Annotated in this window: 14 protein-coding genes; 2 read left to right on the top strand and 12 right to left on the bottom strand. The window is 65.7% G+C overall.

Annotated elements, in window-relative coordinates:
- The 6 genes from J6500_RS04675 to ltnD all read right to left on the bottom strand — a co-directional run.
- The coding region (locus J6500_RS04675; protein ID WP_225711490.1) for an efflux RND transporter periplasmic adaptor subunit at nucleotides 1–1,170 on the bottom strand (1,170 nt) is incomplete at its 3' end.
- Nucleotides 1,157–4,336 carry an efflux RND transporter permease subunit gene (locus J6500_RS04670; protein ID WP_225711489.1) on the bottom strand — a complete coding sequence of 1,060 codons (3,180 nt, stop codon included), beginning with the start codon at nucleotides 4,334–4,336 and terminating at the stop codon, nucleotides 1,157–1,159. The genes J6500_RS04670 and J6500_RS04675, both read right to left, overlap by 14 nt.
- A gap of 344 nt (nucleotides 4,337–4,680) precedes the next feature.
- On the bottom strand, nucleotides 4,681–6,372 hold the full coding sequence (locus J6500_RS04665; RefSeq protein ID WP_225711488.1) for a methyl-accepting chemotaxis protein: 1,692 nt from the start codon (nucleotides 6,370–6,372) through the stop codon (nucleotides 4,681–4,683).
- A gap of 167 nt (nucleotides 6,373–6,539) precedes the next feature.
- The gene (gene otnK, locus J6500_RS04660) at nucleotides 6,540–7,817 is read right to left on the bottom strand and encodes a 3-oxo-tetronate kinase (protein WP_225711512.1); all 1,278 of its coding nucleotides are present in this window, start codon (nucleotides 7,815–7,817) and stop codon (nucleotides 6,540–6,542) included.
- Entirely contained in the window at nucleotides 7,817–8,599 is a 783-nt protein-coding gene (otnI, locus tag J6500_RS04655; RefSeq protein WP_225711487.1) for a 2-oxo-tetronate isomerase, read from the bottom strand. Before otnI ends, otnK begins: the two co-directional genes overlap by 1 nt.
- 9 nt (nucleotides 8,600–8,608) lie before the next feature.
- A complete protein-coding gene (gene ltnD / locus J6500_RS04650; RefSeq protein WP_225711486.1) occupies nucleotides 8,609–9,523 on the bottom strand; it encodes an L-threonate dehydrogenase in 915 nt (304 codons plus the stop codon).
- 110 nt (nucleotides 9,524–9,633) lie between these two features.
- On the opposite strand from ltnD, the gene otnC reads away from it, so the two are divergent.
- Nucleotides 9,634–10,290 carry a 3-oxo-tetronate 4-phosphate decarboxylase gene (gene otnC / locus J6500_RS04645; RefSeq protein WP_225711485.1) on the top strand — a complete coding sequence of 219 codons (657 nt, stop codon included), beginning with the start codon at nucleotides 9,634–9,636 and terminating at the stop codon, nucleotides 10,288–10,290.
- 33 nt (nucleotides 10,291–10,323) lie between these two features.
- Entirely contained in the window at nucleotides 10,324–10,608 is a 285-nt protein-coding gene (locus tag J6500_RS04640; RefSeq protein WP_225711484.1) for a hypothetical protein, read from the top strand.
- Between the two features lie 95 nt (nucleotides 10,609–10,703).
- On the opposite strand, the gene J6500_RS04635 is transcribed toward J6500_RS04640, so the two are convergent.
- From J6500_RS04635 to J6500_RS04610, 6 genes are all read right to left on the bottom strand, one after another.
- The gene (locus J6500_RS04635) at nucleotides 10,704–11,408 is read right to left on the bottom strand and encodes an ABC transporter ATP-binding protein (protein WP_225711483.1); all 705 of its coding nucleotides are present in this window, start codon (nucleotides 11,406–11,408) and stop codon (nucleotides 10,704–10,706) included.
- On the bottom strand, nucleotides 11,392–12,123 hold the full coding sequence (locus J6500_RS04630; protein ID WP_225711482.1) for an ABC transporter ATP-binding protein: 732 nt from the start codon (nucleotides 12,121–12,123) through the stop codon (nucleotides 11,392–11,394). The genes J6500_RS04635 and J6500_RS04630 overlap by 17 nt, the downstream gene beginning before the upstream one ends.
- Entirely contained in the window at nucleotides 12,120–13,097 is a 978-nt protein-coding gene (locus J6500_RS04625; RefSeq protein ID WP_225711481.1) for a branched-chain amino acid ABC transporter permease, read from the bottom strand. Before J6500_RS04625 ends, J6500_RS04630 begins: the two co-directional genes overlap by 4 nt.
- The gene (locus tag J6500_RS04620) at nucleotides 13,097–13,975 is read right to left on the bottom strand and encodes a branched-chain amino acid ABC transporter permease (RefSeq protein WP_139482034.1); all 879 of its coding nucleotides are present in this window, start codon (nucleotides 13,973–13,975) and stop codon (nucleotides 13,097–13,099) included. Before J6500_RS04620 ends, J6500_RS04625 begins: the two co-directional genes overlap by 1 nt.
- Nucleotides 13,976–14,166: 191 nt before the next feature.
- Nucleotides 14,167–15,414, bottom strand: a complete 1,248-nt coding sequence (locus tag J6500_RS04615) for an ABC transporter substrate-binding protein (protein WP_225711480.1) — start codon at nucleotides 15,412–15,414, stop codon at nucleotides 14,167–14,169.
- An 87-nt stretch (nucleotides 15,415–15,501) separates the two neighbouring features.
- Entirely contained in the window at nucleotides 15,502–16,311 is an 810-nt protein-coding gene (locus J6500_RS04610; protein WP_225711479.1) for a putative hydro-lyase, read from the bottom strand.
- Between the last annotated feature and the right edge of the window lie 11 nt (nucleotides 16,312–16,322).

Genomic DNA, 16,322 nt, shown 5'->3' with positions numbered 1-16,322 from the left:
GCTCGCCTCCGGCCTGTCCGCCGACGACCGCATCATCACCGCCCCGCCGGACGGCCGGCCGTCCGGCGGGGCGGTGATGATGCGGTCGTCGGCGGACAGGCCGGAGGCGAGCTCGATGTCCTTGCCGAGATCGCGGCTGATCTTCACCGTCTTGAACAGCACCTTGTCGTCGGGCGTCACGGTGGCGACGCGCAGGCCGTTGCTGTTGAAGATCAGCGCGCTGGCGGGAATGCTGAGCGGCGTCGAGTCGCGCTGCAAATTCAGCTTCACGCTGGCATAGCTGCCCGGCATCAGCTCGCCGGAGGAGTTGTCGAGCCCGAGTTGCATCCGCGTGGTGCCCGAGGAAACGTCGACCGCCTGCGAGGAGGCTTCCACCGTCGCCTCGAACGTGCGGTTCGGGTAGTCCGGCAGCGCCAGCGTGGCCTTGGCCCCGATCTTGATCGCCGGCACGTAGTTCTGCGGCACGTTGACATAGACGCGCAGCTTCTTGATGTCTGAGATCGTGAACATCGCCGGTCCCGCGGTGCCGCCGGCATTGATCAGCGCGCCGACGTCGGTGTCGCGCGAGGTCACCACGCCGTCGAACGGCGCCGTGATCTTCTTGTAGCCGGCGAGCGCTTCGAGACGCTCGACATTGGCCTGGCCGGCCTTGACCGCGCCGTTCTTGTTGGAGAGGTCGGCGGTGCGCTCGTCGATTTCCTGCGCCGAGACGAAGTTCGAGGCCACCAACGTCTTGCGCCGGTTCAGCGTCGCTTCAGAGAGTTTTGCGCTGGCCTGGGCGCTGGCGAGATCGGCGCGTGCCTGCAGCAACTGCTGATCGAGGTCAGGTGCCTCGATCTCGGCGATCACCTGGCCGGCCTTGACCCGGGCGCCGATATCGACGTCCCACGTCTTCAGGTAGCCGGACACCCGGGCGAAGATCGGGGCGCGGGAGTAGGCCTCGAGGCGGCCCGGCAGGTCGATGGTCGGGCTGAGCGCCCGGGCGCTCGGCAGCGCCACGGCGACGCTCGGAATGGCCTGGTCGTCGGTCCATTCCTTCAGCCTGGTGCCTTGCTCTTCGCGGGCGCGGATGCCCGTGCCGACGATCAAGCCTGCGCCGATCAAAGCCACCACGCCGAAGATGCCCAATTTCCGGCGCGAAACCGGGGGGCGCTGCTCAGTGGGCGGCATGCGGAATCTCCGATGAGGCGGCGGCTTTGGCGCCTTGTTTCTTGTGTACCATACTGAATACCACGGGAACAAACATCAGGGTCGCGAAGGTGGCGAAGATCAGGCCGCCGATCACGGCGCGGCCGAGCGGCGCGTTCTGTTCGCCGCCCTCACCCAGCCCCAGCGCCATCGGCGCCATGCCGATGATCATGGCGAGCGCGGTCATCAGCACCGGACGGAACCGGACGAAACCGGCCTCCAACGCCGCCGCGACGGGATCGCCGAGCTCCTCATAGCGCTCGCGGGCGAAGCTGATCACCAGCACGCTGTTGGCGGTCGCGACGCCCATGCACATGATCGCGCCGGTCAACGCCGGCACCGACAGCGTGGTTTCCGTCGTGAACAGCATCCAGACGATGCCGGCGAGCGCGGCCGGCAATGCGGTGATGATCACGAACGGGTCCGACCAGGACTGGAAGTTCACCACGATCAGGAAGTAGATCAGAACGACGGCGCCGAGCAGGCCGAACAGCAGGCCGGTGAAGGCCGAGTTCATGGTCTGCACCTGGCCGAGCAGCACCACCGAAGAACCCTTCGGCACCTCCTTGGCGGTATCCGCGATCAGCTTGCGCACGTCGGTGGCGACGCCGCCGAGGTCGCGGCCTTGGGTCGTGGCGTAGATCTGCACCAGCGACTGGATGTCGTATTGCGACACCACCGCGCTCGAGGTCGAGCGCTTGATGTCGGCGATGCCGCCGAGGATCGGCGCCTGGGTGTTGCCGGTCGCGGTGATCGGCAGGGTCTGCAGCGCGCTCAGCGAGTCGATCTGGTATTGCGGCGTCTGCATCACGATCGAATAGGACACGCCGTTGTCGGGATTGAGATAGTAGGTCGGCGCGACCTGCGAAGAGCCGGCGAGGTTGACCACCAACGAATTGGTGACGTCGCGCTCGGTTAGCCCGACATATTGCGCGCGGGTCCGGTCGACATCGATGTTGAAGGTCGGGTTGTTCGGCGACTGCTGGATGCGCGCGTCGGCGATGCCGGGGATGCGCTTGATCTTGGCCAGCAGCTTGTTGGCATAGGCGAAGTTGGCCTCGAGATTGGCGCCGCGGATCTGCAAATCGATCGGCGCCGGCGCGCCGAAATTGAGGATCTGGCTGACGATGTCGGCCGGCAGGAACGCGAAGCTGACCCCCGGGAACAGCCTCGGCAGCTGCTCACGCAGCGTGCGCACATGCTCTTCGGTCGGCTTGTGGTCTTCCTTCAGGCGGATCTGGATGTCGCCGTCCTGCGGGCCGATCACGCCGGTGTTGTTGTAGGTCATGTTGATGCCGGAGATCGGCATGCCGATGTTGTCGGTCATGGTCTCGATCTCGCCCGGGATCAGCTTGCGGATCGCCTTCTGGACGTCGGCGAGCTGGTTGGCGGTCTCCTCGACGCGGGTGCCGACCTGGGTGCGGACATGGATCAGGATGTTGCCGGCGTCGACCGATGGGAAGAAATTGCGGCCGAGGAACGGCACCAGCAAGAACGAGGCGGCAACGACCGCCAGGAAGCAGCTGACGAACACCGCGCGGTGACCGAGCGCCAGCGCCAGCAGGCCGCGATAGCCGCCGCGGATGCGCTCGAACCGCGCCTCGAAGCCGCGCTGGAACCAGACCAATGGGTTGCGCGACTTCGGCGGTGCGCCCTCGTGGTGCACATGCGGCTGCAACAAGTAATTCGCCATCGTCGGCACGAGGGTGCGCGACAGGATGAACGACCAGATCATCGCGAACATCACCGCTTCGGCCATCGGCACGAACAGGAAGCGCGCGACGCCGGTGAGGAAGAACATCGGCACGAACACGATGCAGATGCAGAGCAGCGAAACGAAGGCCGGCGTCACGATCTGGTTGGCGCCGTCCAGGATCGACTGCTCGACCGGCTTGCCCTGCTCCAGATGGTAGTTGATGTTCTCGATCGTCACCGTGGCGTCGTCGACCAGGATACCGACCGCGAGCGCGAGGCCGCCGAGCGTCATGATGTTCAGCGTCTCGCCGATCAGCGACAGCATGATGATGGCGCCGAGCACCGACAGCGGGATCGACACCGCGATGATCACGGTCGAGCGCCAGCTGCCGAGGAACAGCAGGATCATCACGCTGGTGAGCAGCGCGGCGATCACGCCCTCGAAGGCGACGCCGGTGATCGCGCCGCGGACGAACACCGACTGGTCGCCGATGAAGCCGATCTTCAGCGCGTCCGGCATCTGGTCCTTGACCTCGACCACCTTCTGCTTGATGCCGGAGATGATATCGAGCGTCGAGGTGGCGCCAGCCTTCAGCACCATCATCAGCACCGAGCGGTTGCCGTCGACATGGACGATGTTGGTCTGCGGCGGGTTGCCGTCGCGCACGCTGGCGACGTCGCGCACATAGACCATCGCGCCGTTGACCTGTTTGATCGGCAGGTCGCCGAGTTCCTCGAGCCGCAGCGGCGAGTTGTTGAGGTTGATGGTGTATTCGAAACTGCCGATCTTCTGGGTGCCGACCGGCGTGATCAGGTTCTGCGCGGCGAGCGCATTGGCGACGTCCTGCCCGGACAGGCCGCGCGCCTGCAACGAGGTCGGGTTGAGGTCGATCTGGACCTGGCGCTGCTTGCCGCCGAATGGATAGGGGATCGCGGCGCCGGGCACCGTGACCAGCGGCGTGCGCAGCTGGTTGATGCCGATATCGGCGAGGTTCTGCTCGGTCAGCCCGTCGCCGGACAAAGCGACCTGGATGATCGGCACGGTGGACGCGCTGTAATTCAGGATCAGCGGCGGCGTGGCGCCGGGCGGCATCTGCTTGAGCAGGGTCTGCGAGATCGCGGTGACCTGCGCGTTGGCGGTGCGGATGTCGACGCCGGGCTGGAAGAAGATCTTGATGATGCCGACGCCGTTATAGGAATTGGCGACGATGTGCTCGATGTCGTTGACCGTCGTGGTCAGCGCGCGCTGGAACGGCGTCGTGATACGCCCGCTCATCTGGTCCGGCGGCAGGCCCGTGTACTGCCAGACCACGCCGATCACGGGGATGCGGATATCGGGAAAGATGTCGGTCGGCGTGCGCAGCGCCGCCAAGGGTCCGATAATCAGGAGGAGCAGCGCGAGCACGACGAAAGTATATGGCCGGCTCAGCGCGATACGGACCAATGCGATCATAAAAGCGGCGTTCCCGAAATAAGCCTGCCCAGGCAAAGCAATCGGCGTTCCAAAAGGCCGATCCGCTCAGCGCCGATTTACCTGATGCAGCGCAAAACGCCAACCCACGCAGGCCCAATGGCCTTCACTTCCTTGGCATAGTCCGTGAGGCCGCCGGCATTCGGCCGATTCATGCGGCCCCGGGGAGCCCCGGAGCCGAGACACTCCCTGCTCTCAGAACCCACGGATTCGCGACATTCGTTGCCTGCATCGACTGGCGCAATGCAGGTCTGCGTGGAGAGCCGATGCAGGTTGCCGCGCGAGCGGGCCGGTTGCCCGCGCAACGACCGGCCGGGGTCGCCGGCTCAGGCCGCACGCACCGCGTCGAGGAACTTGCCGACCTCGAGCTTGAGGCGGTTGCTGTCGCCGGAGAGCGACTGCGCCGCCGAGAGCACCTGGCTCGAGGCCGAGCCGGTCTCGGTCGCACCGTGCTGCACGTCGACGATATTGGCCGAGACCTGCTGGGTGCCCTGCGCGGCCTGCTGCACGTTGCGAGAAATCTCCTGCGTCGCCGCGCCCTGCTCTTCGACCGCGGCGGCGATGGTCGAGGAGATCTCCGACAGCCGTTCGATTGTCGAGGAAATCTCCTTGATCGCGCCGACCGATTCCTGCGTCGCGGCCTGGATGCCGGCAATCTGCTGGCCGATCTCGCCGGTCGCCTTCGCGGTCTGCTCGGCGAGCGCCTTCACTTCCGACGCGACCACCGCAAAGCCGCGGCCGGCCTCCCCGGCGCGCGCCGCCTCGATAGTGGCGTTGAGCGCGAGCAGGTTGGTCTGGCCGGCGATGGTATTAATCAACTCGACGACGTCGCCGATGCGCGCGGCAGCCTTCGACAGCTCGCTGACCCGATCGTTGGTGGTGCGAGCCTGGCCGACGGCATCGCTCGCCATCCGCGCCGATTCCTGCACCTGCCGGCTAATCTCGGTCACCGACGACGACAGCTCCTCGGTCGCCGAAGCCACCGACTGGACGTTCGTCGACGCCTCCTCCGAGGCGGCGGAGACCGAGGTGGTCAGCTCCTGCGACCGCCGCGCGGTCGACGACAAAGTGCCGGCCGCGGCCTCGAGCTGCGTCGAGGCCGACGATACGGTCTGCACGATCTCGCCGATCATGTGCTCGAAATTGCGGGTGATGGCGTCGACCCGGCGGCCACGCTCGATCTTGGCCTCGGCATCGGCGGCCGCCGCCTCGTCGGCGGCCTTCTTGGCGATCAGCGCCTCCTTGAACACCTGAAGCGTATCGGCCATGGCGCCGATCTCGGTCTTCTCTCCCTGGTGCGGCACCACCGCCGCGAGATCGCCGCGGCCCAGCGCCTGCATCGGCATCACGATCGAGGCGATGCCGGCGGAGACGTCGCGGACCAGATAGAAGCTGATGCCGGCACCGACGATCACCGCGATACCGAGGATCGCGGTAAGCATCATGACGGCGGAGGAATAATTGTCCGCAGCATCCTGACCGGCCTTGTCGGCGCCGGCCTTGTTGAGCTCGATGTCCTTGCGCAGGATCTCGTCCGCGTCGAGCCCGATCTTGTTCACCGTCTTGGCATTCAGCTCATGGGCTTCATGCGGGATCTTGCCGGCTTCCTTGCGCGACAGCTCCATCACCTGTTCGGTGCCCTTCTTGTAACGGGTCCAGGCATCGACCCATTGATTGTAGAGCGCGCGCTCCTCAGGCGACGTGATCATCGGTTCATAGGCGGCGCGGATCTTGGTGTTGGCTTCGACCACCATCGCAAGGGTCTTCTCCTGCGCCAACTTCTCCTCCAGCGTCTCGACCAGCATGTGTTCGCGGATCACGTTGCGGTAGGTGATGACGCCGGCGCGCAGATCGCCGAGCGCGCGCACGCTCGGCAGCCAGCTGGTCGTGATGTCGACCGTGCTGGCATTGATCGCCCGCATGTTCTTGACGGCAAGCAGGCCCATGCCCGTCATCGCGACAAGCAGCAGCGCAACCACGGCAATGATCTTGGCGCGGATCGAGAATTTGGCGAGCATGTGACTTCCATGATGTCGGGCTGACGAGGCCCACGCGAATCGGATTGGCAGCGCTTCGTGCGCTGCAGCATCAAAGCCAGCGCGCCCCCTTCGGTACGGTTAATTTGTTTCCCCGTTCAACTACGGAGGCGTTCGCCGTCGCTGCGCCCCGCGGCGCAACGAACGCGTCAGCGCATCAAGGCGAGCGCGTCGGAGAAAAATTCCGGGCCGCCGAAATTGCCCGATTTCAGGGCAAGCAGCATCTCGCCGTCCTTGGCGCCGACGGCGCGCAGAACCGGCACGCCGGCCGCGATTTCCGCGCCGACAAGGAAGCCGGGAATGCCGAGCCGATCGACCACGGCGCCTGACGTTTCACCACCGGCGACCACCAGCCTGCGCACGCCTGCCCGCACCAGGCCTTCCGCGATGTCGGCCATCGACTGCTCGATGGCATGTCCGGCTGCATCGCGGCCATGCCGGGATTGCAGAGCTGCGACCTCGTCCGGCGTCGAGCTGCTCGCGATCAGGATTGGACCGTCGCCGATCCGATCCCTGGCCCAGGCGAGCGCGCGCTGCGCCTCGTCCTTGCCGGCCACGACCCGCTCGGGATCGAGGTGCAGGACCGGCATGACCTTCTCGGCATTGGCGATCTGCTGCAGGGTAGCCTGCGAACAGCTGCCGGCGAGGCACGCGGCCGGTCCGCCGACCGCGGCCATTGCATCGAGGGTATCCGGTTTGGTGCTGCCGGCGGCGACCAGCGCGCGCGCGAGGCCGAGCCCGATGCCGGAGGCGCCGACCGACACACGGTGATCCAGCGCGACCTGGCCGATGGTCTCGAGGTCGCGGTCGAACACCGCGTCGACGACAGCCGCGCCGATGCCCTTGGCGGCGAGATCCTTGAGCCTCGCCCGGACCGCATCCGCGCCGCGGCTGAGCGTCGCGAGATCGACCAGCCCCACCTTGGTCTTGCTCTGGCGCGCCAGCACGCGGACCAGATTGGAATCATGCATCGGATTGAGCGGATGGTCCTTCAGCGGGCTCTCGTTCAGCGGCACGGAGCCGACGAACAGATTGCCCTGGTAGACGGTGCGGCCGTTCTCCGGGAACGCCGGTGTCACCAGCACGATGCTGTCGCCGGAATCGGCGCGCAGCGCGTCCATCACCGGGCCGATATTGCCTTTGTCGGTGGAATCGAAGGTCGAGCAGATCTTGAACAGGACATGTCGCGCGCCGCGGCCGCGCAGCCATTTGTCGGCGTCGCGCGAGCGCGTCACTGCGAGCCCTGCCTCGATCGAGCGGCTCTTCAAAGAGACGACGACGGCGTCGACCTCGGGCAGCGCGAGATCGTCGGCGGGCACGCCGATGGTCTGCACGGTGCGCAGGCCGGCGCGGGTCAGCGTATTGGCGAGGTCGGAGGCGCCGGTATAGTCGTCGGCGATGCAGCCCAGGGACAGTTTCGCTGACATCACGGCTTCACTCCGGCATAGCGCTTGAACCAGGCAAGACCGTCCGTGGTCTTGCCGCGCGGATTGTATTCGCAGCCGACGAAGCCGCCATAGCCGAGCCGGTCGAGCTCATCGAACAGGAACGGATAGTTCAGCTCCTCGCCGTCGGGCTCGTTGCGCGAGGGGATCGAGGCGATCTGGATGTGGCCGATGATCGGCATCATCTCGCGCAGCCGCATGGTGACGTCGCCGTGGATGATCTGGCAGTGATAGATGTCGAACTGCAGTTTCAAGTTCGCAATCTTCAGCTCGTCGATCAGGTCGCGGGCGAAGATGAAGTCGTTGAGGAAGTAGCCGGGCACGTTGCGCGGGTTGATCGGCTCGATCACGACGTCGAGGCCGTGCGGCCCGAAGAACTCGGCGGCATATGCGACCGACTTGCGGAACGCCGCGACCGCCCTGGCATCGCTGCGGTCGGCAATCCCGGCCATCAGATGCACCCGCTTGACGCCGGTCGCCTGCGCATAGGGCAGCGCGGTCGTCAGGCTCGCCTGCAGATCGGCGAAGCGATCGGGCAGCGCGGCAAAGCCCTTCTCGCCGGCGTTCCAGTCGCCCGGCGGCAGGTTGAACAGCGCCTGCGTCAGCCCGGCACTTTTCAGCCGCTTGCCGACCTCCTCGGCCGGATGATCGTAGGGGAACAGGAATTCCACCGCGGTGAAGCCGGCCTTGGCGGCGGCCTCGAAGCGGTCGAGGAACGGCACCTCGTTGAACATCATGGTGAGGTTGGCGGCAAAGCGGGGCATATGATCCTCTTATTTCTTCTCGCCGGGAAGCTTGGTGCCGGTGACCTGCGCGTACATCCGGGCCACCGAGGCATCGTCGTCGCGGCCCATGCCGGCGGCGGACGTCATCAAAAACATCTGCAGCGCGGCGGCCGAGACCGGCACCGGGAAGCGGGCGCTACGCGCCATGTCCTGGATGATGCCGAGGTCCTTCACAAAGATCTCGACCGCGCTGCGCGGCGCGTAGTCGCCGTCGAGCACATGCGGGATGCGGTTCTCGAACATCCAGGAATTACCGGCGGAGGCTGTGATCACCTCATAGACCTTCCTGATGTCGAGGCCCTGCTTGGCGGCGAAGGCAATCGCCTCCGAGGCGGCGGCGATATGCACGCCGGCGAGCAGCTGGTTGATCATCTTGAAGGCGGCTCCCTGCCCCGCGGCATCGCCGAGCTCGTAGAGCTTTGCCGCCATCGCATCCAGCGCCGGCCGCGCTCTTGCAAAGGCCGCTGCGCTGCCGGAGGCGAGGATGGTGAGCTCGCCCTGCGCCGCGCGTTGCGCACCGCCGGAAATCGGGGCGTCGAGATAATGCCGGCCGGTCGCCTCGAGCTGTTTTGCCAGACGCCGCGCGATCTCGGGGTCCATGGTCGCGGACGAGATGAACACCGCGTCCGCGGCCAGCGTCTCGGCGACGCCGTCCTTGCCGAACAGGATGGCCTCGGTCTGCGCGGCATTGACGACGACGCTGACGACGATGCCGACATCCTTGGCCGCCTCGGCCGGCGTCTTGGCGCCCTTGCCGCCGTCGGCGACGAAGCGGGCGACCGCATCGGCCGACACGTCGCAGCCGGTGACGTCGAAGCCGGCACGCTTCAGCGAGGTCGCCATGCCGTATCCCATCGAGCCGAGCCCGACGACGGCAACGCGCGGTTTGGCGGAACTGGACATGCGGCGATCCCTCGCTTTTTAGCTGGTTTGATGCTTGCCTATCACGGCTTGGCCGCGCTGCCAAAGCATGAGACAACGCGCAAAACGGATAGCGTCACGAGCGAGACCAGATGAGCGAAACAAAGCTTCGTGAGGACATCTGCCGCTTCGGCCGCTCGCTGTTCGAGCGCGGGCTGACGCCGGGCTCCTCGGGCAATATCAGCGTCCGGCTCGATGACGGCGGCTGGCTGGTGACGCCGACCAATGCCTCGCTCGGTTTCCTCGATCCCGGCAAGCTGTCGCGGCTCGACGCCAGCGGCCGGCTCGTCTCCGGCGATGCCCCGACCAAGGAAGTACCGCTGCACACCGCGCTGTACCAGACACGCAGCGCTGCCCGCGCCGTCGTGCACCTGCACTCGACCCATTCGGTCGCGCTCTCGATGCTGCCCGAGATCGATCCGCGCGCCGCGCTGCCGCCGCTGACGGCCTATTACGTGATGAAATGCGCACCGACCGCGCTGGTGCCCTATTATCGTCCCGGCGATCCTGCGGTGGCGGATGCGATCAAGGGACTGGCCGGGAAATATTCATCGGTGCTGCTCGCCAATCACGGACCCGTGGTCTCCGGCGACACGCTGGAAGCGGCGGTGTTCGCGACCGAGGAACTGGAGGAGACCGCAAAGCTCTATCTGCTGCTGCGCGGCCTCAACCCGCGATACCTGTCGCCCGAACAGGTGGCTGACCTGACCAAGACGTTCGGGCTCGTACTGCCGGATCACACTCGCTAGCTAGAGCAGACAATAGCCATGCGGAGGACAGTCATGATGCGGTTCACGGGATTGGCATTCGTGGTTCTCGTCGGCGGCCTGGCCGGATCGGTCGCACGGGCCGAGCAGTCTTTGCAGGACCTGCTCGCGATCCAGCTTCGTGCCCAGGGCTATGCCTGCGACAAGCCGCTCAAGGCCGAACGGAACGACAAGCTCTCCAAGCCGGACAACGAGGCCTGGACGCTGACCTGCAGCAACGCGACCTACCGCGTCAGCCGCGTGCCGGATCTCGCCGCCAAGGTCGAGGAGATCAAGCCGGAGAGCCAGGAAAAGAAGTGACGAGGTGGCCACACACTTGCGATGACGACGGTGGGTGGGACAAAACCTCGCACCCTCTCAGGATGCCGGAGGAGTGTGTGCAGGCGCTTGCCCGGCTACAGCCCCAGATACGCCTTGCGCACGTCCGGATTGCCGCTGATCTCGGCCGCGGTCCCCTGCATCAGCACGCGGCCGGTCTGCAGGATGTAGGCGCGGTCGGCGATCTCGAGGCACTCGGCCATGCGCTGCTCGACGATCAGCACGGTCATGCCGGCGTCGCGGATGCGCTTCACCGCCTGGAAGATCTCGTCGACCAGTTTCGGCATGATGCCCTGCGACGGCTCGTCTAGCATCAACAGACGCGGCCGGGTCATCAAGGCGCGGCCGATCGCCAGCATCTGCTGCTCGCCGCCCGACAGCGTCTCGGCGCGCTGGTCGAGCCGCTCGTTGAGCCGCGGGAACAGCTGGAAGACGAGGTCGAGCGGCTCGTCGCGGCTGGCCTCGCGGCGGTAGAGATAGCTGCCGAGGCGGAGGTTGTCGCGCACCGAAAGCCGCGGAAACAGCCGGCGGTTCTCCGGCACGTAGGCGATGCCGCCCGCGGTGATGACATGCTGCGGCTGGCCGTCGATGCGCTTGCCGTCGAAGGTGACGGTGCCCGAGCGCGGCCGCTCGGCGCCGGCGATCGATTTGAGCAGCGTCGACTTGCCCGCGCCGTTGGCGCCGGCGACGCAGACGATCTCGCCCTTGCTGACGTCGATCGACACCGAGGAGATCGCAACCAGGCCCTGATAGGCGGTGGTGACTTCACGCACCGACAGCATGACGATCCCCGAGATAGGCGGTGATGACTTCCGGGTTGCGGACGACCTCGGCGGGCTTGCCTTCGACCAGCACCTTGCCGAGATTAAGCACGATGGCGCGATCGACCAGCGGCATCACGATCTCCATGACGTGCTCGACCATCAGCACGGTGACGCCGGTGGCGCGCACCTTGCGCACCAGCTCGACGCCGGTCTGCGCCTCGACCGGCGTCAGGCCGGTGAGGACTTCGTCCAGCAACAACAGTTTCGGTTCGGTGGCGAGCGCGCGGGCGACCTCGAGCCGGCGCTTCTCGGACGGCACGAGGTCGCTGGCAAGCACCTCGGCGCGCGCGGCGAGACCGCAGAACTCCAGCACCTCGTAGGCCTTCTGCCGCGCGATGCGCATCTTGGTGTTGCGGATCAAGGCGCCGACGATGACGTTGTCGATCACGGTCATGGTCTCGAAGCTCTTGACCACCTGGAAGGTGCGTCCGACGCCGCGCTGGCAGCGCTCGGCCGCCGGCAGCCTTGTGACATCCTCGCCGTCGAAGATGATCGACCCTTGAGTCGGCGGCAGCACGCCCGCGATCAGGTTGAACAGCGTCGACTTGCCGGCGCCGTTCGGGCCGATCAGGCCGACGATCTCGCCGCGCCCGACCGAGATCGAGACGTCGCTGTTGGCGACGAGGCCGCCGAAGCGCTGCCAGACGCCGCGGGTTTCCAAAAGAGCCGTCATCGCGCGGCCCCCTTGCGCAGCGAGAACACGCTGACCAGACCGCGCGGCAGCGCCAGCGAGATCGCGACGATCAGCGCGCCGTAGACGATCAGGTCGACGCCGCGGCCGGAGCCGCCGACGAACGAACGCGTCAGCTCGGTGAGCGGGATCAGGATCACGGCGCCGAGCACCGGGCCCCACAGCGTGCCGATGCCGCCCAGCACCGCGGGCAATGCCATCAGCAGCGAGAACTGGAAGCCCATCACGCTTTCGGGGTCGATATAGGAGACGAACTGCGCATAGAAGCTGCCGCCGACCGCAACCAGGAAGGCCGAGACCGCGGCCGCGCCCATCTTGGAATTGAACACGACGACGCCGAGGCTTTCGGCCGCGTCGGGATTGTCCTTCACCGCTCGCCACCAGTAGCCCCATTTGGAATCCTCCAGCCACCAGGTGACGAACCAGGCGATGCAGGCCAGCGCCAGCGCGAAATAGAAATACGGCAGCTTGGAGCGCGTGAACTGGAATTTCAGCCAGCTGTCGCCGCGCATGGGGATGTCGATGCCGAGCGCGGCGCCGGCCCAGTCCCAGTTCTGGATCAGCAGCAACGCGATCTCGGCGATCACGATGGTCGCGATCACGAAGTAATGGCCGCGCAGGCGGAAGCAGGGATAGCCGAGCGCCATCGCGATCAGCGCGGAGATCGCCCCGCCCGCCAGCATGCCGAACCACGGCAGCACGCCGAATTTGGTGAACAGCAGCGCCGTCGTGTAGGCGCCGAGCCCGAAGTAGAGCGCGTGGCCGAGCGAGATCTGGCCGCAATAGCCTGATAGTATGTTCCAGCTCTGCGACAGCGCCGCGTACATCAGGGTCAGCACCATGATGTTCTGGACGTAGACGTCCTTGACGAACAGCGGCGCCAGCGCGGCGAGCGCGGCAAGGCAAAGAGCGACGATCAGGTCACGCCTGCGGCGTTGGGCGAAGTGGGTATCCATCACATCGATCCGAACAGGCCGCGGGGGCGGATGAAGACGACCAGCAAATAGACGGCGTAGATGCCGACCGATTTCAGCGACGGCGGCAGGATCAGCGCGGTGGTCGCCTCGACGAGGCCGACGATGATGCCGCCGGCAAAGGCCCCGAACACGCTACCGAAGCCGCCGAGCGCCACGGTGACGTAGGCGATCAGCGCAAACGACGCGCCGACATCGGGATAGATGTAGAAGAAGATCGCCATGATGGCGCCGGCGAGCCCGACCAGCGCCGCACCAAGGCCCCAGCCGAGCGCGAACACCCGGTTCTTGTCGATGCCGACCAGCGCCACCGCGCCGGCGTCCTCGCGCGTCGCCTCCAGCGCACGGCCGAAATCGGTGCGGTTGATGAAGAAGTAGAGCGCGACGAAGGCCGCGATCGACAGCATGGCGCCGATCAGCTGCGGCTCCGGCAGATAGATGCCGGCGATCGACACCGTCTTCCCGCCGAGCCAGGACTGCGGGATGCTGCGGTAGTCGGGCGTGAAGAAGTACTGCGCGAGGCCGCGCATCACGATGGCGAGGCCGAAGGTCGAGAAGATCTGCACCATGCCGGCATTGGCCTTGGCGCGCATGGCGAAGCGGACGATCAATAGGTAAACGACCGCCCCGAACACGAACAGTGCCGCGGCGACCAAGGGCGCCGACAGCAAGGGGTCGATCGCGAAGAACGCGAACAGGAAGAAGGTCACATACATCGCGATCATCAGGAACTCGCCGTGGGCGAAGTTCACGACGTCCATCAGGCCGAAGATCAAGGCGAGCCCGGCAGCGATCAGTCCGTAGAGCAGCCCCATCAAGAGGCCACTCGCCAGACTTTGAATAATGGTCTCGGCTGTCACCGTTGACGCTCCATGTCTCGACCGTTGTCGCTATCCCCCGGCATTGCGAGGAGCGAAGCGACGAAGCAATCCATTCTTCCTTTGCATGGAAAGGTGGATTGCTTCGCTTCGCTCGCAATGACGGAACATGCGAGACTCTGAATGATGTCTTCGGCTGTCACCGCCGTATGCCCCTCTGAGCGTCCGACCGATTACTTGTTCATCGGCCAGATCGCCTCGGAGACGGCGGCCTGTTCCGGGAAAATCGTCACGAAGTTCTTCGCGGCGTATTGCAGCAGCACCGGATCGGCGAAGTTGTTCTGCCCCATCTCGTCGAATTTGACGCGCTTCCAGGGCATGATGGTCGCATCGCCCGGCATGTCGGTCGCGACCAGCGCCTCGCGGATCTTGTCGCCCTCGGTCGACTTGGCGCGGTTGATGGCGTCGGCCATCACGATCAGGCCCATGAACTGGCGCGACGAATAGTCGTTGAAGTCCTTGCCGGACTTGGCGCGGTACATTTCGTTGATCAGACCGACCATCGGACGCTTCTGCGCGAGGTCGAGCGAGAAACTGCCGCGCGAGATCACGCCCTCGAGCTTGTCGCCGACCGCATCATAAGTCGCCTTCTCCGAGAAGCCGGCATCCTGCGCCATGATGTTCTTCGGCTTGTAGCCGAGCTCGGCCATGGTCTTGACCAAGAGGATCGCGTCGGTGGTGTAGCTCGACGGCATCAAGACGTCGGCATTGGCGGCCTTGAGCTGCTGCACCTCGGCGGTGAGCGACGGCGAGTTGGCGCGATACTTGATGTCGGCCACGATCTTGTAGCCGCGCTCGCCAGCGAGCTTGGTCTGCGCATTCGCCGAATCGGTGCCGAAGATGGTGTCCTCGTGGAACAGCGCCAGCGTCTCGATCTTCTGACCCTTCTTCTTCATCGCATCGAAGAAGTCGAACATCGCGGTCGAGAACATCTCGTCATGCGGCGAGGCGCGGAAATAGAATTTCAGGCCGCGGCGATGCAGGCTCGGCGAGGAATTGTCGGCCGAGAGGAACGGCACGCCGTAGCGCTCGCAGATCTGGCTGACGGTGACGGCGACCGCGCTCTGATAGGTGCCGATCACGGCGCAGACCTTGTCCTGGGTGATCAGGCGCTCGGCTTCGGCGCGGCCCTTCTGCGGATCGGCCTGGTGGTCGGCGAACACCAGCTTGATCTTGGCGCCGCCGAGGCCGGGCAGGCCCTCGCCCTTGGCGAGCGGCAATGCGAAATCGTAGTTCTTGTTGATGATGTCGGCCGCGGTCTCGAACGCACGCTGCGCGTCGACGCCGATCTGGGCGCTGGCGCCGGACAGTGGATAGATCACGCCGATGGCCACTTCACTGGTCTGCGCGCGTGCGGCCATCGGACCGAGCGCGGCGGCGGCCGTGGCACCCAGCAACACGTTGCGGCGAGAGATCGTCATGCGAAATTCCCCTTGGTCAGTTTGTTTTTATCGATGAAACGCTTGTAGCGCGCAGTAAAGCCCGAATGAATTGCACGAATTGCCTATTCAGAGCACAGCGAGCGCCTTGTTCTTGAGATCGGTGACGAGCATCAGGCCCGGCGAATGCGTGATCGCGAACGGCAGCTTCGCGCTTGCGATCACCGATTGCGGCGTCACCCCGCAGGCCCAGAACACCGGGATCTCGTCATCGGCGACCGGCACCGGATCGCCATAGTCCGGCTTGGCGATGTCCTTGATCCCGATCGAATGCGGATGGCCGAGATGCACCGGCGCGCCGTGCACCGACGGGAAGCGCGAGGTGATCTGCACCGCACGGATCGCATCCGCCGGCTTGAAGGGACGCATCGACACCACCATGGGACCGGCGAACGGCCCGGATGGGCTGCACGCGATGTTGGTGCGGTACATTGGCACACGCAGATTGCGTTCGATGTGACGGATCGGCAGCCCGTCGTCGAGCAGCGCCTCTTCGAACGAGTAGGAGCAGCCGAGCACGAAGGTGACGAGATCGTCGCGCCAGTACTTCATGATGTCGGTCGGCTCGTCCGCCACCTCGCCGTCGCGCCACACGCGGTAGCGCGGCACGTCGGTGCGGATGTCGAGATCGAGGCCGAGCGACGGGATGCTGGGATCACCGACATCGGACATGCCGATGATCGGGCACGGTTTCGGATTGAGCTGGCAGAAGCGGTGGAAAGCGCCGGCGAGCTTTTCCGGCAGGATCGCGAGATTGCCCTGCACGAAGCCGTTGGCGACGCCGGCGGTGGTCGAGGCCACGCCGTTACGGAAGGCGCGGCGCGCTTCGGCACTCGCCGGCACCGGGTCCCCTTGCTGCATTGCCGCAAAAACAGTCATGGGTGGCTCCT

The organism is Bradyrhizobium semiaridum, from assembly GCF_020329505.1.
Classification (GTDB): Bacteria; Pseudomonadota; Alphaproteobacteria; order Rhizobiales; family Xanthobacteraceae; genus Bradyrhizobium; species Bradyrhizobium semiaridum.
This window is presented reverse-complemented; position numbering and strand designations above follow the sequence as displayed.